Genomic DNA, 20,881 nt, shown 5'->3' on the forward strand with positions numbered 1-20,881 from the left:
GCCTTCACGCCGGCGCCTCCTGGCGGCCCCGCGCCGACAGCAGCACGAGGGCGTGCGGCGCCACCTCGATGCCTTCCGACACCTCGATGCCTTCCGACACCTCGATGCCTTCCGACACTTCGATGCCTTCCGACACCTCGATGCCTTCCGACCCCTCGGTGCCCTCCGCGGCGGCGGAGAGGTCCCCCCGGCTGGAATCCAGCTCGCACGTCCAGGCGAGGGCGGGCGCGGGCAGGACGAAGGACAGGGCCTCGTGGCAGGGATTGAGCAGCAGCAGCGTGACGTCCACCCTCCCCTCGCGAGCCGCAGCGCGCCGCAGCGCGAACGCGCGCCGCTCGCCGTCGTCCCACTGCCCGGGGGCGATCGCCTGCCCGTCCGGCTCGAAGCAGCTCGCGCGCGGAATGCCGGGCAGCAGTTCCTCCGCCAGGTCCAGATAGCGGCTCGCATGCAGGCTGGGGTGGCGCCTGCGCAGCTCGGCGAGCCGTCCGACGAAGCGCGTCAGCGCCACGCCCGCGGGGCTGCCGGCGCGGCGCCAGTCCAGCCACGACAGCGGATTGTCCTGGCAGTAGGCGTTGTTGTTGCCCGACTGGGTGTGGCCGAACTCGTCGCCCGCCAGCAGCATCGGCGTGCCGTCGGCGAAGAACAGGCTGGCGAGCAGGGCGCGGCGGACGCCATCGCGCAGCGCGACGATCGCCTCGTCCTCGACGGGGCCTTCGGCGCCCCAGTTGGCGCTGAAATTCTCGGCGGTGCCGTCCTGGCCGCCCTCGCCGTTGGCCTCGTTGTGGCGTTCGGCGTAGCTCACCAGGTCGGCGAGCGTGAAGCCGTCGTGGGCGGTGATGAAATTGATGCTGCTCCAGGGCCGCCGGTGGCGGCGGTCGAACAGGCCGCGGGAACCGCAGAGCGCGGCGGCCATCCCCGGCCGCTGCTCCGCGTCGCCGCGCCAGTAGCGCCGCGTGCTGTCGCGGAACACGCCGTTCCACTCGGCGAAGCCCGGCGGGTGCTGGCCGAGCTGGTAGCCGCCCAGGCCCACGTCCCAGGGTTCGGCGATCAGCTTGAGGCGCGAGAGCACCGGATCCTGCAGGATGGCGTCGAAGAACCCCGCCCCCGGATCGAAGCCCGTGCCTTCGCGCCCGAGCGTCGCGCACAGGTCGAAGCGGAAGCCGTCCACGCGGTACGCGCCGGCCCATTCGCGCAGGGAATCGAGCACCATGCGCAGCACCGCCGGATGGGACAGGTTCACCGTATTGCCGCAGCCCGTCTCGTCGATGTAGCGGCGCTCCTCGCCCGGCACGAGCCGGTAGTAGCTGGCGTTGTCGATCCCCCGCCAGGACAGCGTGGGACCCCATTCGTTGCCCTCGCAGGTGTGGTTGTAGACGACGTCCAGCACGACCTGGATGCCCGCCGCGTGCAGGCGCCGGATGGCCCGGCGCAATTCGTTGGCGCCGTTGGGCACGTAGCTCGGCTCGGGGGCGAAATACGCCAGGGTGTCGTAGCCCCAGTAGTTGCGCAGGCCCCGCTCCACCAGCAGCCGGCTTTGCAGGAACGCGTGCACGGGCAGCAGCTCGACCGCCGACACGCCCAGCCGCTGCAGATGCTCCACGAAACGGGGATCGCCCAGCGCCGCGGCCGTCCCGCGCAAGGCGGCGGGCAGGTCTTCGCGCATCATCGAGGCGCCCCGCAGGTGGACCTCGTAGATCAGGGTATCGTCCCAGGAGGTGTCCGGCGGCCGCGAATCGCCCCAGGCATACGGCTGCTGCGGGGCGACCACGCATTTGGGCATCAGCGAGGCGCTGTCGCGCCGGTCCATGCTCAGGTCGCCGCGCGCGTGGCCGACGCGGTAGCCGAACAGGGCGTCGCCCCAGTGCACCGCGCCGTGCAGCTGGCGGGCGTAGGGGTCGAGCAGCAGCTTGGAGGGATTGAAGCGGTGGCCGTGCTCGGGATCGTAGGGCCCGTGCACGCGGAAACCATACAGCAGCCCCGGCTCCGCGTCGGGCAGGTAGCCGTGCCAGACCTCGTCGGTGCATTCGGGCAGCGCGGCGCGCCGCAGTTCCTTGCGGCCGTGGGCGTCGAACAGGCAGAGATCGACCCGGGTGGCGTTGGCCGAGAACAGGGCGAAATTGACGCCCAGCCCGTCATGGCTGGCACCGAGCGGATAGGGCCGGCCGGCCGACAGCGGAGCGTGCAGGAAGGTTTCGTTCATCATTGCGGTTCCAAGGGGGCGAGCACGAGCGTGCAGGCGCCCGGCAGGTCCAGCGTGAGGGTGCAGGGGCGCCCGTGCCGGGGTTCCGCCCGCGCCGCGACATCCCGCCGCGCATCGGCCGCCCCGTCGGGATCGCTGGAGTCCAGCAGCAACCGCCAGGGCCCGCCGCGGCTCGCCCCCAGCTCGTAGCCGGGGCGCGGCACCGGCGTGAAATTGCAGACGGCGAGCAGCGGCGCATCCCCGGGGGCGGATCGCTCGAACGCGAACACGCTGTTGTCCACGTCGTCGCCGACGGTCCACGAGAAGCCCGACGCATCGGCGTCGCCCGCGTGCAGGGCGGGCCGGTCGCGGTACAGGCGATTGAGCCGGCCGACCCATTGCTGCACGGCCCGGTGCGCCGGGTCGTCGAGCAGATCCCAATGGACCGTGGCATCGTGGTTCCATTCCTCCCACTGGCCGATCTCGGCGCCCATGAAGAGCAGCTTCTTGCCGGGATGGGCCCACATGAAGGCCAGGTAGGCGCGCAGCGCGTCCAGCCGGCGGGCCGGATCGCCGCCCATTTTCGCGGCGAGGGCGCCCTTGCCGTGCACGACCTCGTCGTGCGACAGCGGCAGGATGAAGCGCTCCGAGAATGCGTACTGCAGGCCGAAGGTGATCTCGCCGTGATGGTGGCGGCGGTGGACCGGATCGCGCCGCATGTACTGCAAGGTATCGTGCATCCACCCCATGTTCCATTTGTAGTCGAAGCCCAGTCCGCCCTGGCGGGTGGGCGCGGTGACGCCCGGCCATGCCGTGGATTCCTCGGCGATGGTGATGGCGCCGTCGCCCCGGGCGCGCACGCCGTCGGTCAGCTCCCGCAGGAAATCGATCGATTCCAGGTTCTCGCGGCCGCCGTGGCGGTTGGGGATCCACTGGCCCGGCGCGCGGCTGTAGTCGCGGTACAGCATCGAGGCGACGGCGTCCACGCGCAAGCCGTCGAGATGGTATTGGGCGAGCCAGTGATGGGCGCTGGCCAGCAGCATGGCCTTCACCTCGTTGCGCCCGAGGTTGCAGATCGCGCTGTGCCAGTCGGGGTGGTGCCCTTCGCGCGGGTCGGCATGCTCGTAGAGCGCGGTGCCGTCGAAATGCTCCAGGCCGTGCGGATCCTCGGGAAAATGCGAGGGCACCCAGTCCAGGATCACGCCGACTTCCGCCGCGTGGCACCGGTCGATGAAGCGCGCGAAGCCGCGCGGCGTCCCGTGGCGCGCGGTCGGCGCGAACAGGCCGAGCGGCTGGTAGCCCCACGAGCCGCCGAACGGGTGCTCCATGACCGGCAGCAGTTCGATGTGGGTGAAGCCGAGCGCGCGCGCATAGGCGGGCAGCCGCTCGCCCAGCCGCTCCCACAGCTCGCCCTCGCCCTCCGGGCGCGCCCAGGAGCCGGCGTGGACCTCGTAGATGCTGATCGGCGCGCCGGGATGCTGGCGTGCCGCGCGGGCGGCGCACCAGGCGCCGTCCGTCCAGTCCATGGCCGGCGCGTCGTCCACCACCGAGGCCGTGTGCGGCGGGCATTCGGTGCGCCGGGCGAGCGGATCGGCCTTCCAGCGCAGGATGCCGTCGGCGCCCAGCACGGCGAACTTGTAGCGGTCCCCGGCGCGCGCCTCCGGCAGAAAGCATTCCCAGACCCCCGCCTCGGGGCGCAGCCGCATCGGATGGCGCTGCGGATCCCAGGCGTTGAAATCGCCCACCAGGGAGACGCGCCGCGCATTGGGCGCCCAGACGGCGCAGCGCAGCCCCCGCACGCCGCCGACCTGCGTGAGCACGGGAGCGAGCGCCGCGACGGCACGCCAGTCGCCGGCGGCGAAACGCCGCAGCGCGGCTGCGTCGATCAGGGGGCCGGGCATGGGGGATTCCTCGCTCATGACGGTCCGCCCGGGGTGGAGGCATGCGGACCGAGCAGCGCGCCGGCGATGCGGACGAGCGCGTTCAGGGGGATCGGCAGCCATTCGGGACGGTGGACCGCTTCGTAGCGCACCTCGTAAGCCGCCTTCTCCAGCTGCGCGATCGTCAGCAGGAGGGATTCCGTCTCGTCGTCCAGCGCCAGCTCGGGCGACCGCGCGTCACGATAGCCCGCCAGGAAGGCCTCGCCGGCGCGCGCGCGAAAGGTCGCCAGCAGTTCATCGGGAGACGCGGCGGGCGGCGGGCCCGCCGCCGCCTCCGCCTGCCCCGGCCCCGGAGGCGCTGCCGGCGGCGTCTCCGTCACGTTCGGAACGGCGATGTCGCGCCGCGCGACCGCGGCGGCGTAATCGAAGGAACGCAGCATCCCCGCGAGGTCCTTGTAGATGGTGGCGGCCTGGCGCCGCTGGTCGGCGGCGTTGAGCGGTTCGCCTTCAAAGTCGATCAGGTAGGCGTCGGCCTGGGACACCAGGATCTGCCCCAGATGCAGGTCGCCGTGCACCCGCAGCCGCATGGCGCCCGGCGCGCGGCGGGCCGCCTCGTCCACGCGGGACGCCAGCGTCGCCCGGCGGGCGCGCAGGAAGGCCACGGCATCCCGCGCCGGCGCCAGGACCTCGGCCGGCAGCCGCGCCAGCGCGTCGAGCGCCGCGGACAGCTCGCGCAGCGCGCGCTTGCCGTCGGCCGCGACGCCGGCCGGACCGCCCTGCACCGCCGGCGGCGGGCCGTCCTCCCCGGCGTCCCAGGGATGCACGAAGACCGCGTGCAGCTCGGCCAGCCGCTGCCCCATGCGGCGCGCCAGCGCCAGGTAGCCCGACAGGCCGTCCTCGAATGCGCCGGCGTCGTTTCCGGCCAGCACCGCGGCAGCCAGGGTGCGGTTGAGGAATTCCAGCGTCCAGCGCCAGGCGTCCCCTTCATTGGGAATGTAGCGGTGCAGCACCGCCAGGGTGTAGCGCCGGCCGTCCGGATCGCGGTATTCGACCGTGCCCAGCAGCGGCGGGGTATGGGCATAGCCGGCCTGGGTCAGCCACCGGCTCATCTCGATCTCCGGTTCGGGTCCCGGCTCGACCTGCCGCAGGACCTTGACCACGAAGCGGTCGTCCACGATGGCGGAGCTGTTGCTCTGCTCGCCGCCGACCCAGCGCACGGGCGCGTCCGGCGCGAGCGGCTCCCACGCCTGCGCGAGCCGCCGCGAGTGCAGCCCCGCCCGGGCCGACGGCGCCGGCCCGCCCTCTTCCGCGGACGCGGCGCGCATGCCCTCCACGAGCGCGCGCAGGAAATCGGCTTCCTGGAACGCGTCGGCCAGCATGCCCGTGTCGGCGCCGCAGCGGATGCGGGCGATCGGGTAGCCGGGCCGGACGTCCTCGCTCCAGCACAGGGCGACCGGCACGTTCAGGCGCCGGACGCCGGCCTGCGCATCGCCCATCAGCACCCAGTAATGCCGCGCGGCCGGGGGCGCGGGCGGCGCGTCCGCGCCCGGCGCGGGGGCCGCTTCCTTCAGCGGAATCATCTCCTTCACGTGCAGGTCGGACGGCTCGGCCCCCGACCAGCGCTGCCGTGCCAGGTAGGCCGGCAGCGCCTCGCTCTCGAAGAGCCGGCGCGCCGCCTCGCCGAAGGCCTGCGGGTGCTTGGAGCGCAGGACCAGGGTGACCAGTTCCGGCATCTGTTCGGGCTTTTCGACGTGCCAGTCCGGCGGCGCGGCCTCGGTGCTCAGCTCGAACCAGTAGAAGCCGTACGGCGGCAGCGTCAGCAGGTAGGGCAGTTGGCCGATCCGGGGAAACGAGGATCCCGCCAGCATTTCGACCGGCACCGCCCCCGCATGGGCCTGCAGCGGGAGCTCGACCGGCTGCGCCGATGCGGACAGGTTGGCCACGCAGAGGATGGTGGTGTCCTCCCATTGCCGCAGGTAGGCCAGGATCTTGCGGTTACCCGCCGACAGGAAGGTGAGCGTGCCGCGGCCGAAGGCGCGCGTGCGCGCGCGGCAGGCGAGCAGGCGCCGGGTCCAGTTCAGCAGCGAATGCGGGTTGCGGTGCTGCGCCTCGACGTTGATGACCTCGTAGCCGTAGAGCGGCCCCATCAGCACGGGGACCTGCAGGCGCTCCGGGTCGGCGCGCGAAAAGCCCCCGTTGCGGTCCGCCGACCATTGCATGGGCGTGCGCACGCCGTTGCGGTCGCCCAGATGGATGTTGTCGCCCATGCCCAGTTCGTCGCCGTAGTACAGGATGGGGGTGCCCGGCATGGACAGCAGCAGGCTGTTCATGAGCTCGACCCGGCGCCTGTCGCCCTCCATCAGGGGGGCGAGGCGCCTGCGGATGCCCAGGTTGATGCGCGCCTGCGGGTCCGCGGCATAGACCTTCCACAGGTAGTCGCGCTCCCGGCTGGTCACCATTTCCAGCGTGAGCTCGTCGTGGTTGCGCAGGAAGACGGCCCACTGGCAGGAAGCGGGGATGGGCGGCGTCTGGCGCAGGATGTCGATGACGGGAAAGCGGTCTTCCTGCGCGATGGCCATGTACATGCGCGGCATGAGCGGGAAATGGAACGCCATGTGGCATTCGTTGCCCTCGCCGAAATACTGGCGGGCGTCCTCGGGCCACTGGTTGGCCTCGGCCAGGAGCATCCGTCCCGGGTATTCCGCCTCCACCACCGCGCGGATGCGCTGCAGGATGGCGTGCGTCTCGGGCAGGTTCTCGTTGTTCGTGCCTTCGCGCTCGATCAGGTAGGGCACGGCGTCCAGGCGCATGCCGTCCACCCCCATGTCCAGCCAGTAGCGCATGATGTTCAGCACTTCCGCCAGCACGCGCGGGTTGTCGTAGTTCAGGTCCGGCTGGTGCGCGTAGAAGCGGTGCCAGTAATAGGCCCCGGCGACCGGGTCCCACGCCCAGTTCGACGTTTCCGTGTCGCAGAAGATGATGCGCGTGCCCGCGTAGGCACGGTCGGTGTCCGACCAGACGTAGTAGTTGCGGGCGACCGTGCCCTTGTGCGCCTTGCGCGCGCGCTGGAACCAGGGATGCCGGTCCGAGGTGTGGTTGATGACCAGTTCGGTGATGACCCGCAAGCCGCGCGCATGCGCGGCGCGGATCAGCTTGCGCAGGTCCGGCAGGCTGCCGTAGTCCGGGTGCACCCGGCGATAGTCCGCGATGTCGTAGCCGTCGTCGCGGCGCGGCGAGGGGTAGAACGGCAGCAGCCAGATCGCGGTCACGCCCAGGTCGGCGATGTAGTCCAGCCGCGACAGCAGGCCCGGCAGGTCGCCCACGCCGTCGTTGTTGGAATCGAAAAACGACTTGACGTGCAGCTGGTAGATGACGGCGTCCTTGTACCAGTCGGGTTCCGGCGCGCAGGGTTCGGGCTTGGACATATCGGCTCGCATCAATGGGAAGGCAGTCCGTGTGAAGGCAGTCCGGGCAGGCGCCAGATGCCGTACGGGGATTCCGGATGCAGCCGCGCATGCGCGCGGCAATCCGGCCAGTGCTCCGCCGCGCCCGTCAGGAGGTTCTCGGCCGAGGCGATCGGGCCCAGCGGCACCTGCACGTCGATCGCGCGCGCCGGATCGAGATTGACGACGACCAGGAGCACGTTGGACTGCGCCGCGGAGTACCGGGCATAGGCCAGCACGCCCTCGGCCTCGCAGGGCAGGCCGAGATAGCCGCGGTAGTCCTGCAGGGCCGGGTTGGCGCGCCGGATGGCATTGAGCCGGGCGATCTCCGCGCGGATGTTGCCCGGCGCGTGCCAGTCGCGCTGGCGCACTTCGTATTTTTCCGAGTCGGCGTGCTCCTCGCCGTCGGGCAGGGCCGCCGCTTCGCAGAGCTCGAAGCCGCTGTAGACGCCCCACAGGCCCGAGCCCGTCGCCGCCAGCGCCGCGCGCACGAGAAAGCCGGGCCGGCCATGCCGCTGCAGGTACAGCGGATTGATGTCCGGCGTGCTGGTGAAGAACATCGGCCGGAAGAAATCGGCGACCGGCGGCTGCGAGAGTTCGCGGAAATAGGCGTCGAGCTCGTGCGCGGCATTGCGCCACGTGAAATAGGTGTAGGACTGGGTGAAGCCCGCCTTGGCGAGCCGGTACATCATCGCCGGCCGCGTGAAGGCCTCCGCCAGGAAGACGACGTCCGGATCGCGCGCGTGGATGTCGGCGATCAGCCATTGCCAGAACGGCAGCGGCTTGGTGTGGGGATTGTCCACCCGGAAGATGCGCACGCCGTGCCCGATCCAGAAGCGCACGATCTCGCGCAGGGCGCGCCACAGCGCGGTCTTGCGTCGCCACGGCGGCGCATCCGCGTAGAACGCCACGTTGACGATGTCCTGGTACTGCTTGGGCGGGTTTTCCGCATGGCGCAGCGAGCCGTCCGGACGCCAGCTGAACCAGTCGCGGTGGCGGCGCAGCCACGGATGGTCGGGCGAGCACTGGATGGCGAAGTCGAGCGCGATTTCCAGCCCTGCGCGGCGCGCGGCATCCACCAGGCGGACGAAGTCGTCCAGCGTGCCGAGCCGGGGATCGACGGCGTCGTGGCCGCCCGCCTCCGAGCCGATCGCGTAGGGGCTGCCCACGTCCTCCGGCGAGGCTTCCGGGCTGTTGTTGCGGCCCTTGCGGTCGCGCCGCCCGATCGGATGGATGGGCGGCAGGTAGAGCACGTCGAACCCCATCCGGCGGATGTCCGGCAGGCGCGCGATCACGTCGTCGAAGGTGCCGTGCCGCCCCGGCACGGGCGATTGCGAGCGCGGAAAGAGTTCGTACCAGCTCGCGTAGCGCGCCTGCGGGCGGTCCACCCACAGGCGCAGGGGCGCCGTGGCATGCGCGAACGTCGGCTTTGCCGCATCCCGCAGGAAGGCCGCGAGCGGGGCGGAGAGCAGCGCCTCGATGAGCCGCGCGTCCGGGGGCGCATCGGCGGCCGCCTGCAGCATGTCGAGCGCCTGGCGCACCCGCGCCCACTGCGGCTCGTCGCGCGCGGCGCCGTCGGCGTAGTGCAGCAGGCGCGCCAGCCACTGCGCGCCTTCCGCCAGGCTCTGACCCAGCGCCTGCCCCGCGTCGAACTTGGCGCGCCACTCCGCGCAGAATCCGGCCCAGACGTCGATCCAGGCGAGGATGCGGTATTCGTGGCCGCCGATCCGCTCGGGCCGGCATTGCGCGCTCCACCGGTCGTTGCCCCGCGCCTGCATCGGCACCTCGTGCCATCCGGCCTCGTCGCAGGCGCGCCAGCACAGATTGGCGGCCAGCCTGGCATGGCCGTCGGTGAAGACGGTGGCGCTCACCGCCAGCGTTTCGTGGCTGATGCGCTTGACCGGCCACGCGCCCCCGTCCACCGCCGGCTCGATGCGCTCGATGCCGATGCGCGGCGCGAGGAGGCCGCGCCCGTCGCCCGGCAGCGCGGCGGCGGGAACGGGAGCGCCGGGAGGCGCCGGCGCCGTCCATTGCCACAGGGCGCAGCCGGCCGGCGCCAGCAGCGCGCCCGGCCGCGGGCGCAGCGCGGGCGGCACGCCGCGCCCGTCGTCCGGGCCGGCGGGCAGCAGGCCGGCCCATTCCGACAGGTCCGCCGCGGCGTGCGGATCGCCTTCGGCGGACAGCGCCAGCAGGGCGCCCCCGGCGCCGGGACATGCCCGCACCAGGGCGGTGGCCCGGCCCGTGCGGCCGCCCACCGTCCCGAAGGTGGCCGGCAGCCGCGTGCGGCGGCGCCAGTGCGCAAGCGGCCCCAGGGTGGCGGCATCGGGCGGTCCGTCCAGGATCAGGCCTTCGCCGCTCACGGCGGCGGCGGCCAGCCAGCGGGTCTCCCGCCGCCGGCCCGCATAGGCCAGGACGGGCGCGAGCGCGGACAGGCGCGCGTGTTCCTGTGCCAGCCAGTCGGCCCGGCCGTCCCACCATGCGAGCGACGATACGGTCCAGTCGAAGGGAACGGGCGCGCAGCGCGCCAGCTCTTCGGGCGTCAGGCCCGGCGTCCACGCGATGAAGCGCACGCCCGCGTCCGCCTCGCGCAGGGCGCCCAGCAGTTCGTGCCAGATTTCGGCCGCCAGGTGCTGCGGCGTGCGGAAGCAGTAGCCGGCCACCCCCAGGGCGCTCCAGTCGCGCAGCCGCGCCGCCCACGCCTGCACGAAGGCGGCGGGCGGCGCCTGCACCACGCGCCGCGTGCAGAGGTCCTCGCGCGGCGTGCGGGGATCGGTGCGGGGATCCAGCGGCTCGGGCCGCAGCCACTCCGCGGACGCCGTGTCCGGATGCGCTCCCCGCGCCACGCGATCCAGCGCCATTTCGAGATGGCAGCTCAGGCCGCCGGCGGCGAGGCGGCGGCTGGCTTCGGCGATCTCGTCGCGCACCGGCGCGCCGCCTTCGCTGCGGTCGGCGTCCAGCGGCGCCGCCCCCGCGGGCCGCCCGCCGGTGCGCCAGGGCGGCGGCGCGAGGATGCCGGTGGCGCCGGCGGCGCGCCACTGCGCGGCCTCCGCAGCCGCCCGCGCCAGCGAATCCACCCTCACCAGGCAGGGCCAGCCCGTCTCCGAATCCCGTCCCCCGGCCATGGCCGCTACCCGGCCCGCGCGCAGCGCGCTTCCTTGGCGCAGGCGATGAAGAGATGGGCGATGGCGCCCGCGAACGCCTCGTCGAACCAGGGAAAGCAGCCGCTGACGCCCACCACGACGCCGTCGACGACCACGCTGCCCCACAGGGGCTGCTCGTCCGCCTCCAGGCGGTGCGGCGCGACGTCGCAGATCCCATGGCCGTTGCGCCGGGTGCGCCAGCTCATGCGGGCCTTGCCGCGGGCGTAGGCGGCATAGTCGGCGTCCCAGCGCGCCACCTCGCCCAGGCTGTGCTCGTACAGGACGGCGTCCTCGAATGCCGCCTCGCCGGGCAGCACGAGCGGGTTCATCACCACGACGTGCAGGAAGCCGCTGTCGCCGGCCTCGCGCGAGTCCATCGCGGCGGTGATCATGGGCAGCGACAGGCGCACCGCCCGCGCCGCCGTTTCCCGATCGAAGAATGCGCCCCGCATGAAAATCCTCCATTGCCCTTGCAGTCGCCGGAATGCAGCAAACGGCGTGCCCGCATGCGCACGGAAGTTTTATTTGTATCACCGTGTAGGAGGCTGCGCAGCGCGGCGCTCAACATGGGGCATATCGCTTTCTCAAACCTGGAAACGAATCGGCGCATTATTTCTTTGTTACTGGAGAAAATATTCGCAAGAAAACGGCGCATTAATCGCGGCCAATATCGTGCTAGGGTGTAATCGCACATCCACATCACGGAGGCTGAATCATGAGAAAACTGAAATTGATCGTCACCCACGTGGCCATCGCAGGAATGCTGGTCAGCCTGGGAGCCTGCAGCGGGATGTCGCGGCAAGGCCGGGACACGGCCGCCGGCGCGGGGATCGGCGCGGTGGGCGGCGCGGTCCTGACGGGCGGCAGTGCCGCGGGCACCATCGGCGGGGCCGCGGTGGGCGGCATCGTGGGCCACGAGGTCGGAAAATAATCGCTCCGCCCCGGCAATATAAACATCAACGCAGAATAAACATCAACGCAGGAATGCCGTCGCACGCCGTCGAGCGAAATCCAAGCACGCCGTTCCTGATTCGGGAGAATGTCCATGCTTTATTACGCCGTCGTTTTTCTGATCATCGCGCTGGTCGCCGGCGTCCTGGGATTTTTCGGTATTGCCGGGGCCGCCGCCAGCATCGCGAAAATATTGTTTTTCATCTTCATCGTCCTGTTCGTGCTGTCGCTCATATTCGGCCGCAGGCGCTTGTGAATGCCATGGCGAAAATCTTCCCTCTCCGTCCGGCGGGCGCGGCGCTCCTGCTGCTGGGCGCACTCGCCGGGGTGCTGGTCGGGCTGTACGCATATTTCACCCCCCTGACCGGCGTGACGGGCACCCTGGGCGCCCGCTGGGCGATCGTGGCGGCGGCCGTGATCGCCCTGATGGCCGTCCCCCTGGCGCGGCTGGGGCCCGGCGCGGGCCGCATCGCCTGGCGGATCGCGCTGCTCATCCTGCTGGTGGGCAACGGCCTGGCGGGCGCCCTGCTGCACGAGTGGGGGCTGCTCGGCGCGATGGCCGCCGGCCTGGCTGGCCTCGCCCTCGAAACGCAGCGGCCGGCGGGCCGCGCGGGAAAGCAGGATCATGGATACGCGTAGCGGCTTCGGTGCCGGCGGCGCGGCCCGGCGGGCCCGCGGCCTGGCGGTCGCGTGCCTGCTCGCGGCGTGCCTGCCGGTCCTGCCGGCTGCGCGGGCGCAGGAATGGGACAGCTTCCACGGCCAGCTGAGCGCCCAGAAATACAGTCCCCTCACCCAGATCGATGCGGACAACGTGGCGCGGCTGAAGAGGGTGTGGCAATTCCACACCGGCGACGTTTCCGACGGCACGGGCGATCTGCCGGCGACCGTATGGTCCGCCACGCCCCTGTTCGCCAACGACACGCTCTACATCGGCACGCCCTTCTATCGGGTGTTCGCGCTGGACCCGGCCTCGGGCCGGGTGAAGTGGCGGTTCGACTCGCATTCCACGCTCAAGGCCATGACGCAGCCGGCCCTGAAGACGCGCGGCGTCGCCTACTGGGCGGCGCGCGACCCGCGGCCCGGCCAGCCCTGCCAGAAGATCGTCTATCTCGGAACCATGGATGCGCAGCTGTTCGCGCTGGATGCCGACACCGGCAGGAAATGCGAAGGTTTCGGCCGGCATGGCGTGCTGGACATCAATGCGCAGAACACCGTCCACGCCAAATATCCGCTGTCCCTGCTGCAGCCGCCCACCGTGGCGGGCGATCACCTGCTGCTGGGCTGGGCGGGCAAGGACTGGGCCTACGCGCAGGCGCCGCCGGGCACGCTGTTTTCCCTCGACGCGCGCACCGGCAGGCTGGAATGGACCTTCCATGCACTGAACGAGGAAATGAGCCGGGTCAGCGGCACCGCGAACGTCTGGACGGCGGTGTCCGTCGACCCGCAGCGCGGGCTCGTCTACGTCCCCGTGTCCTCGCCCTCGCCGAACTACTGGGGCGGCTATTGGCCCGACGACGTGCCGCTGGCGACCTCGACGACCGCGCTGGACCTGGAGACCGGCAAGGTCGTGTGGTCCCGCCAATGGGTCCATCACGACGTCTGGGACTACGACATCAACGCCGCGCCGACCCTGATGGACATCACCGTGAACGGCAGGCGGATCCCGGCGCTGATGCAGTCCACCAAGCAGGGCTTCCTGTTCGTCGTCAACCGCGAGACCGGCGAGGACGTCTGGCCGATCGAGGAACGGCCGGTGCCGCAAGGCGACGGCTCGGTCCAGGGCGAACATCTGTCCCCGACCCAGCCGTTTCCGACCCGGCCCGCGCCCCTGCTCGACCAGAGCCGCAAGCCCGAAGTCTGGGCGCCCGCCGACATCGCCGGCGCGGGCGAGTGCTCCCGCCTCTGGGACAAGCTGGAATACCGGGGCATGTACACGCCGCCGACGGCCCGGGGCGAGGGCGCGCTGGCCTACCCCGACAGCGCGGGCGGCGTGCAGTGGGGCGGCGTGGCGTTCGACCCGGTCGGGCAGACCGCGGTCGTGAACGTCTCGCACATCGTGCAGTACGTCAAGCTCTTCGACCGCAAGGCCTACGACGAGGCCGACTCCGGCGCGGGCAACGAATCGGGCTTCGCTCCGCAGCAAGGCGCGCCCTACGGCATGCGCCTGGAAGTCGCCCTGAACTGGCTGGGCATGCCCTGCTGGCGGCCGCCCTACGGCGAGCTGGTGGCGCTGGACATGCACACGGGCGAGGTGAAATGGCGCCGCCCCGTCGGCGCGGCGCAGAAATACGGCTTCTTCATGCCCGAGCGCTGGGGTTCGCCCACCATCGGCGGGCCCGCCGTCACCGCGGGCGGCCTGGTCTTCATCGGCGGGTCGATGGACGCCAAGGTCCGCGCCTATTCGCTGAAGACCGGAGAAGAGCTCTGGTCGGACCAGGCCCAGGCCCCCGTGGTCGCCAATCCCGCCGTCTATTCCTACCACGGCCGCGAATACGTGGCGTTCGTGGCCGGCGGGAATTCCATCATCAAGGACCAGGTGGGCGATCAGCTGGTGGTCTACGCGCTCGCGCCAAAGTAGCCGCGCCGGGGCGGCACGCTGTTAAAATTTCGGGTTCAATTTTTTCCCGAAACATTTTCCCGAGCCGCCCCGCCATGCACACCGCCCTTCAGAACCTGATCGAATCCGCCTGGGAAGACCGCGCCTCGCTGCGCCCCGGCCAGTTCCCCCCCGACCTGGCCGACGCGGTCGAGCAGGCGATCCGGGGCCTGGACGAAGGCACGCTGCGCGTGGCGGAAAAGATCGACGGCCAGTGGCGGGTCCACCAGTGGGTCAAGAAGGCCGTGCTGCTGTCCTTCCGCCTGGCCGACAACCGCGTCATGGGCCAGGCCCCGCAGCTGTACTACGACAAGGTGCCGCTGAAATTCCAGGACTACGGCCCGGACGACTTCCAGCGCGGGGGCTTTCGCGTGGTGCCGACCGCCACGGTGCGGCGCGGCGCCTACATCGCGCCCGACGCGGTGCTGATGCCCTCCTACGTCAACATCGGCGCGCGCGTGGGCGCGGGCACGATGGTGGACACCTGGGCGACGGTGGGCTCGTGCGCGCAGATCGGCAGCCACGTCCACCTGTCGGGCGGCGTGGGCATCGGCGGAGTGCTGGAGCCCCTGCAGGCGGGCCCCACCATCATCGAGGACAACTGCTTCATCGGCGCGCGCTCCGAGATCGTCGAGGGCGTCGTCGTCGAGGAAAACTCCGTGCTGGCCATGGGGGTGTTCATTTCCCAGAGCACGCGCATCTACGACCGCGCCACCGGCGAGATCCACTATGGCCGCGTGCCGGCCGGATCCGTGGTGGTGCCCGGCTCCCTGCCCGCCGCCGACGGCAGCCACAGCCTGGCCTGCGCGGTGATCGTCAAGCGGGTGGACGCCAAGACCCGCGCCAAGACCAGCATCAACGACCTGCTGCGGGCCTGAGGCCCGTCCGCACGGCGCAAGGAATCGCACGCATGGCCGACACCGACGTCCTCGCCCTCGCCCGCGCCCTGATCGCCCGCCCCTCCGTCACGCCGGAGGACGCGGGCTGCCAGGACCTGATCGCCGAACGCCTGCGGCCGCTGGGCTTCGCCTGCGAGCCGCTGCCCAGCGGCCCGGTGCGCAATCTCTGGGCGCGGCGCGGCACCGGGGCTCCGCTGCTGGTGTTCGCGGGGCACACGGACGTCGTCCCGCCGGGGCCCGAGGCCGAATGGCCCAGCCCGCCCTTCGTCCCCACGGAAGCCGGCGGCCTGCTGACCGGCCGGGGCGCCGCCGACATGAAGACCTCGATCGCCGCCTTCGTGGTCGCGGCCGAGGAATTCGTCGCCGCCCATCCGGACCACCCGGGCTCGATCGCGCTGCTCCTCACCTCCGACGAGGAAGGGCCGGCGACCGACGGCACCGTCCACGTCTGCCGCGTCCTGGAGGCGCGCGGCGAGCGGCCCGACTACTGCGTCGTCGGCGAGCCGACCTCGGTGCGGGCGCTGGGCGACACGATCAAGAACGGCCGGCGGGGCTCGATGTCGGCCCGGATCACGGTGCGCGGCATCCAGGGCCACGTGGCCTATCCGCACCTGGCCCGCAACCCGATCCACGAACTGGCGCCCGCCCTGGCCGAACTGGCCGCGGCCCGCTGGGACGAGGGCAACGAATACTTTCCGCCGACCACCTTCCAGGTCTCGAACCTGCACGCCGGCACCGGGGCGGGCAACGTCATCCCCGGCACCGCGACGATCGACTGCAACTTCCGCTTTTCCACCGCCAGCACGCCCGAGGGGCTGCAGGCGCGGGTGGCGGCGATCCTGGACCGCCACGGCCTGGACTACGGCATCGACTGGACGATCGGCGGCCTGCCCTTCCTGACGCCCCGGGGTACACTGTGCGGGGCCCTGCAGGCCGCCATCGCCGGGGAAACCGGCGTCCAGGCGGAACTGTCCACGACGGGCGGCACCTCGGACGGGCGCTTCATCGCCCGGATCTGCCCGCAGGTCGTCGAATTCGGCCCGCTGAACCGCACCATCCACCAGACGGGCGAGCACGTCCCCCTGGACAGCCTCGCGCCGCTGAAGAACATCTACCGCCGCATGCTGGAAAAGCTGCTGGCCTGACCCCCATCCCGGTCCGCGCCCGAGGGGCGCGGCCGATCCTCTTTCTCACGCACACCATGCCCTCCCCCCACACCGAACTCCTGACCCTGCGCGACCTGCTGCGCTGGTCCATCAGCCGCTTCCACGCCGCCGGCCTGGTCTTCGGCCACGGCAGCGACAACGCCTGGGACGAGGCCGCCTACCTGCTGCTGCACGGCCTGCACCTGCCGCCCGACACGCTCGAACCCTTCCTGGACGCGCGCCTGCTGGAGCGCGAGCGGCTGCGCTGCGTGGACCTGATCCACGAGCGCATCAACACGCGCAAGCCCGCCGCCTACCTGACGGGCGAGGCCTGGCTGCAGGGCGAGCGCTTCCTGGTGGACGAGCGCGTGATCGTGCCGCGCTCGCCCATCTCGGAGCTGCTGGCCGAGGGCCTGGCGCCCTGGATCGAGGACCCGGACGCGGTCGGCCGGGTGCTGGACCTGTGCACCGGCTCGGGCTGCCTGGCGATCCTGGCGGCCCACGCCTTCGGCAACGCCGCGGTGGACGCGGTGGACGTGTCCGCCGACGCCCTGGCGGTCGCGCAATCCAACATCGAACTGCACGGCCTGCAGGACCGCGTCCAGGCGCTGCGCAGCGACCTGCTGGCCCAGGTGCCGGCGGACCGGCGCTACGACCTGATCGTCTGCAACCCGCCCTACGTCAACGAGCGGTCGATGAAGGCGCTGCCGCCCGAATACCGGCACGAGCCCCGCCTGGCGCTGGCGGGCGGCGCCGACGGCATGGACCTGGTGCGCCGCATCCTGGCCAATGCGCCCGATTTCATGGCGCCCGAGGGCCTGCTGGTGCTGGAGATCGGCCACGAGCGGGCGCACTTCGAGGCGGCCTTCCCCGAGCTGGAGCCCGTCTGGCTGGACACCGCCGCCACCACCGGCCAGATCCTGCTGCTGCGCCGCGCGCAGCTGGCCCCGTGATCCGCGCCGCCGGCCTGACCCTGCGGCGCGGCGTCAAGGTCCTGCTGGAAAACGCCGAATTCGTCGTCCATCCCGGCGAGCGCGTCGGCATCGTGGGCAAGAACGGCGCGGGCAAGTCCTCGCTGTTCTCGCTGCTGCAGGGACAGATCGATCCGGACGCCGGCACGCTGGACATGCCCGCCTCCTGGCGGCTGGCCAGCGTCGAGCAGATCCTGCACGACACCGGCCGTCCCGCGCGCGAATTCGTCATCGACGGCGACCGCCGCCTGCGCGAGCTGCAGGCGCGCCGCGCCGCCCTGGGGCCCGACCAGGGCCAGGCGATCGCCGAGCTGGAGGCCGCCCTGGTCGAGGCCGAGGCCTGGAGCGCGCCTTCGCGCGCCGAGCAGCTGCTGGCCGGCCTGGGCTTCGCCCCTGACGAATGGACCCGTCCGGTCGCCAGCTTTTCCGGCGGCTGGCAGATGCGCATCGCCCTGGCGCGCGCGCTGATGGCGCCGTCCGACCTGCTGCTGCTCGACGAGCCCACCAACCACCTGGACCTGGACGCCATGCTGTGGCTGGAGCGCTGGCTGGCCGGCTATCCGGGCACGGTGCTGCTGATTTCCCACGACACCGAATTCCTCGACGCGGTCGCGCGCGTCATCCTGCATTTCGAGCAGCAGTCGCTGGTGCGCTACAAGGGCGGCTACGAATCCTTCCTGGAGCAGCGCGCCGAGCGCCTGCGCCAGAACCGCCTGGCGATCCAGCGCCAGACGCGCGAGGCGGCCCACCTGCAGTCCTTCATCGACCGCTTCAAGGCCAAGGCCACCAAGGCCAAGCAGGCGCAGAGCCGGGTCAAGGCCCTGGCGCGCATGCAGACCCTGGCGCCGCTGGCGGTGGAGTCGGGCATCGACATCCGCCTGCCCGAGCCCGCGCAGACGCCCGACGTGCTGCTGACGCTGGAGGACGCCGCCCTGGGCTACCCGGCGGACGGCGCCGCCGCGCCACGCACCATCCTGCAGGACGTGAGCCTGATGGTGCGCGGCGGCAGCCGCATCGGCATCCTGGGCGTCAACGGCGCCGGCAAGAGCACCCTGGTCAAGACCCTGGCGCGCGAACTGGCGCCCCTGGCGGGCGGCTACCGCCCGGCCAAGGGCCTGGAGATCGGCTATTTCGCCCAGCAGCAGCTGGACGTGCTGGATCCGGAGCTGAGCCCGCTGCAGCACTTCGTGCGCATCGCCCCCGACACGCGCGAACAGGAACTGCGCAACATGCTGGGCGGCTTCGGCTTCGGCGGCGACATGGTCAGCCAGCCGGTGGCGCCGTTTTCCGGCGGCGAGAAGGCGCGCCTGGCCCTGGCCCTGATCGTCTGGCGCAAGCCCAACCTGCTGCTGCTCGACGAGCCCAGCAACCACCTGGACGTGGACACCCGCGAGGCCCTGGCGCGCGCGCTGGCGGAATTCCCCGGCAGCGTGCTGCTGGTGTCCCACGACCGGCACCTGCTGCGCACCACCGTGGACAGCTTCTGGATCGTGGCCGACGGCCGGGTCCAGCCCTTCGACGGCGACCTGGAGGACTACCGCGACTGGCTGCAGCAGCGCCAGGCGCAGCGCAACCAGATCGCGCGCGCGGCGGCGCCGGCGCCGGGCCAGGACCGCAAGGCGCAGCGCCGCGAGCAGGCCCAGGCGCGGCAGGAGCTGGCCGCCCGCCGCAAGCCGCTGGAAACCCGCCTGAAGCGGGTCGAGGACGCCATGGCCAAGGTCCAGGCGCGGCTGGCGGAACTGGACGCGCTGATGGCCGATCCGGCGTTCTACACCGACGCCCGCAAGGACGTGCGCCCCGGCCTGATGGCCGAGCACGGCGAACTGAGCAAGGCCCTGCAGGGCCATGAAGAGGACTGGCTGGAGATCCAGACGGAGATCGAGGCGCTGGAAAAGTCCTGATTTACCTCCATATTCCAGGGCTGAATAATTTAATACTCTTATATTCGTTCGGCATGAGAATGGGGATCCTTAGAATGGGCAGGTCTTATAACCTCCCGTCCAAAAGATCCGCGCCATGAGCCGCCTCCCCATCCAATCCGTCGAATCCGCCCCCGCCGAAGCCCAGGACCGCCTGCGCGCGGCCGCCCAGGCCAACGGCTTCCTGCCCAACCTGCTGGGCGTCCTGGCCAACGCGCCCACCGCCCTGGAAACCTACCAGGTCGTCGGCGCCATCAACGGCCGCAACAGCCTCACCCCCACCGAACGCGAGGTCGTGCAGATCACCGCCGCCGCCTACAACGGCTGCGGCTTCTGCGTGGCCGGCCACACCAAGCTCGCCTACAAGAAGCTGCAGCTGCCGCAGGAACTGGTCGAGGCCCTGCGCGGCACCCAGGCCCTGTCCGATCCCAGGCTCAACGCCCTGGCGCAATTCACCCTGCAGGTCCTGGAGCACCGCGGCCAGGTGCCCGACGAGGCCCTGGACGCCCTGCGCGCGGCCGGCTACGGCGACGCCCAGGCGCTGGACGTGGTGCTGGGCGTGAGCCTGGCCACGCTGTGCAACTACGCCAACAACCTGGCCCGCACCCCCATCAACCCGGAACTGCAGGCCTACGCCTGATCCTGGAGGCCCGCATGTCCACCGACCTGCTGCCCGCCGTCCACGGCGAGGGCATCGACACCCTGATCCGCGAAGTCCTGGCGCCCCAGGCGCAAGCCATCGACGAGGGCCGCTATCCGGGCGACTTCATGCGCGCCCTGGGCCGCCTGGGCGGCTTCGGCGCCGCCCTGCCCGCCGGATCGGGCGGCCTGGGCCTGGACCTCGCGGCCCAGATCGAAATCATCGCCCGGGTCGGGCGCGTCTGCGGCTCCACGGCCTTCCTGACCTGGTGCCAGGCGGCCTGCGCCTGGTACCTGCGGCAGACGGACAATGCCGCCGCGCGCGCACGCTACCTGGCGCCCATCGCCCGGGGCGAGATCCTCGCCGGCACCGGCATGTCCAACGCCGTCAAGCACCTCGCCGGCATCGAGCGCATCAACCTGCGCGCCCGGCGCGACGGCGAAGGCTACCGGGTGAACGGCGCCCTGCCCTGGGTCTCGAACCTGGGGCCGGGCCACCTGCTCATCGCCGCCGCCGCCCTGGAGGAAGGCGGCTACGTCATGTTCGTCGTGCCGCCGGGCTCGGAAGCCCTGACGCTGCGCCCCTGCCCGGCCTTCGCCGGCATGGAGGGCACCGGCACCTATGGCGTGCACCTGAAGAACGCCTGGATTCCCGCGGAAGACGTGCTGGCCGAGCCCGCGGCCTTCGAGGACTACATCCGCCGCATCAAGCCCGGCTTCCTGCTGCTGCAGATCGGCATGGGGGTGGGGCTGGTGCAGGCCAGCCTGGAAACCATCCACGCGACCAACCAGCGCCTGAGCCACGTCAACACCTACCTGGACGACCAGGAGGCCGACCTCGAACGGGACTTCCAGGCGCTGCGGGCGGAAACCCTGCGCCTGGCCGGCCTGGACCTGGACGCGCTGCCGCTGGACATCCTGCGCGCCCGCGCCCGGGCGTCCGAACTGGGCCTGCGCGCCACGCAGTCGGCCGCCCTGCACGCGGGCGCCGCCGGCTACCTGATGAGCAGCCCGGCCCAGCGCCGCCTGCGCGAGGCCCTGTTCGTCGCCATCGTGACGCCGGCCCTGAAGCACCTGCGCAAGGAAATCCACGCGCTCGAACAGCAGGCGGCCTGAACG

Annotated in this window: 15 protein-coding genes; 10 read left to right on the forward strand and 5 right to left on the reverse strand. The window is 71.6% G+C overall.

Annotated features, from left to right (window positions below; genetic code table 11):
- Positions 1 to 4 precede the first annotated feature (4 nt).
- The 5 genes from glgX to HNR28_RS01540 are packed head-to-tail and all read right to left on the reverse strand — an operon-like array spanning position 5 to position 11,094.
- Positions 5 to 2,200: a glycogen debranching protein GlgX gene (gene glgX, locus HNR28_RS01520; RefSeq protein ID WP_151025535.1), complete on the reverse strand. Its 2,196-nt coding sequence runs from the start codon at positions 2,198 to 2,200 to the stop codon at positions 5 to 7.
- On the reverse strand, positions 2,200 to 4,098 hold the full coding sequence (gene glgB, locus HNR28_RS01525; protein ID WP_244978158.1) for a 1,4-alpha-glucan branching protein GlgB: 1,899 nt from the start codon (positions 4,096 to 4,098) through the stop codon (positions 2,200 to 2,202). Before glgB ends, glgX begins: the two co-directional genes overlap by 1 nt.
- Positions 4,095 to 7,484, reverse strand: a complete 3,390-nt coding sequence (gene treS, locus HNR28_RS01530) for a maltose alpha-D-glucosyltransferase (protein WP_184142461.1) — start codon at positions 7,482 to 7,484, stop codon at positions 4,095 to 4,097. The genes glgB and treS overlap by 4 nt, the downstream gene beginning before the upstream one ends.
- 11 nt (positions 7,485 to 7,495) lie before the next feature.
- The gene (locus tag HNR28_RS01535) at positions 7,496 to 10,624 is read right to left on the reverse strand and encodes an alpha-1,4-glucan--maltose-1-phosphate maltosyltransferase (protein WP_184142464.1); all 3,129 of its coding nucleotides are present in this window, start codon (positions 10,622 to 10,624) and stop codon (positions 7,496 to 7,498) included.
- Positions 10,625 to 10,629: 5 nt separating this feature from the next.
- Positions 10,630 to 11,094 (reverse strand): hypothetical protein, encoded by a 465-nt coding sequence (locus HNR28_RS01540; RefSeq protein ID WP_052355793.1) that lies wholly within the window; start codon positions 11,092 to 11,094, stop codon positions 10,630 to 10,632.
- Between the two features lie 263 nt (positions 11,095 to 11,357).
- Between HNR28_RS01540 and HNR28_RS01545 the strand changes: the two genes are divergently transcribed.
- The 10 genes from HNR28_RS01545 (at position 11,358) to HNR28_RS01590 (ending at position 20,878) form a co-directional block, all read left to right on the forward strand.
- Positions 11,358 to 11,573, forward strand: coding sequence for a hypothetical protein (locus HNR28_RS01545; RefSeq protein ID WP_043682940.1), 216 nt, complete (start codon positions 11,358 to 11,360; stop codon positions 11,571 to 11,573).
- A 114-nt stretch (positions 11,574 to 11,687) separates the two neighbouring features.
- Positions 11,688 to 11,849, forward strand: coding sequence for a DUF1328 domain-containing protein (locus tag HNR28_RS01550; RefSeq protein ID WP_043686892.1), 162 nt, complete (start codon positions 11,688 to 11,690; stop codon positions 11,847 to 11,849).
- Positions 11,850 to 11,854: 5 nt separating this feature from the next.
- Complete coding sequence (locus tag HNR28_RS01555; protein ID WP_043682943.1) at positions 11,855 to 12,232, forward strand: hypothetical protein; 378 nt, start codon at positions 11,855 to 11,857, stop codon at positions 12,230 to 12,232.
- Positions 12,219 to 14,171 (forward strand): pyrroloquinoline quinone-dependent dehydrogenase, encoded by a 1,953-nt coding sequence (locus HNR28_RS01560; RefSeq protein ID WP_151024765.1) that lies wholly within the window; start codon positions 12,219 to 12,221, stop codon positions 14,169 to 14,171. Before HNR28_RS01555 ends, HNR28_RS01560 begins: the two co-directional genes overlap by 14 nt.
- 74 nt (positions 14,172 to 14,245) lie before the next feature.
- Positions 14,246 to 15,067, forward strand: a complete 822-nt coding sequence (gene dapD, locus HNR28_RS01565; RefSeq protein WP_151024764.1) for a 2,3,4,5-tetrahydropyridine-2,6-dicarboxylate N-succinyltransferase — start codon at positions 14,246 to 14,248, stop codon at positions 15,065 to 15,067.
- A 32-nt stretch (positions 15,068 to 15,099) separates the two neighbouring features.
- On the forward strand, positions 15,100 to 16,233 hold the full coding sequence (dapE, locus tag HNR28_RS01570) for a succinyl-diaminopimelate desuccinylase (RefSeq protein WP_043682947.1): 1,134 nt from the start codon (positions 15,100 to 15,102) through the stop codon (positions 16,231 to 16,233).
- A 56-nt stretch (positions 16,234 to 16,289) separates the two neighbouring features.
- A complete protein-coding gene (prmB, locus tag HNR28_RS01575) occupies positions 16,290 to 17,186 on the forward strand; it encodes a 50S ribosomal protein L3 N(5)-glutamine methyltransferase (protein ID WP_043682950.1) in 897 nt (298 codons plus the stop codon).
- On the forward strand, positions 17,183 to 19,105 hold the full coding sequence (locus HNR28_RS01580) for an ABC-F family ATP-binding cassette domain-containing protein (RefSeq protein WP_151024763.1): 1,923 nt from the start codon (positions 17,183 to 17,185) through the stop codon (positions 19,103 to 19,105). The genes prmB and HNR28_RS01580 overlap by 4 nt, the downstream gene beginning before the upstream one ends.
- A 115-nt stretch (positions 19,106 to 19,220) precedes the next feature.
- Positions 19,221 to 19,763 (forward strand): carboxymuconolactone decarboxylase family protein, encoded by a 543-nt coding sequence (locus tag HNR28_RS01585; RefSeq protein ID WP_043682952.1) that lies wholly within the window; start codon positions 19,221 to 19,223, stop codon positions 19,761 to 19,763.
- Between the two features lie 14 nt (positions 19,764 to 19,777).
- Positions 19,778 to 20,878 carry an acyl-CoA dehydrogenase family protein gene (locus HNR28_RS01590; RefSeq protein ID WP_043682954.1) on the forward strand — a complete coding sequence of 367 codons (1,101 nt, stop codon included), beginning with the start codon at positions 19,778 to 19,780 and terminating at the stop codon, positions 20,876 to 20,878.
- Positions 20,879 to 20,881 lie beyond the last annotated feature (3 nt).

The sequence above is a fragment of the Castellaniella defragrans genome, from assembly GCF_014203015.1.
Lineage (GTDB): Bacteria > Pseudomonadota > Gammaproteobacteria > Burkholderiales > Burkholderiaceae_B > Castellaniella > Castellaniella defragrans.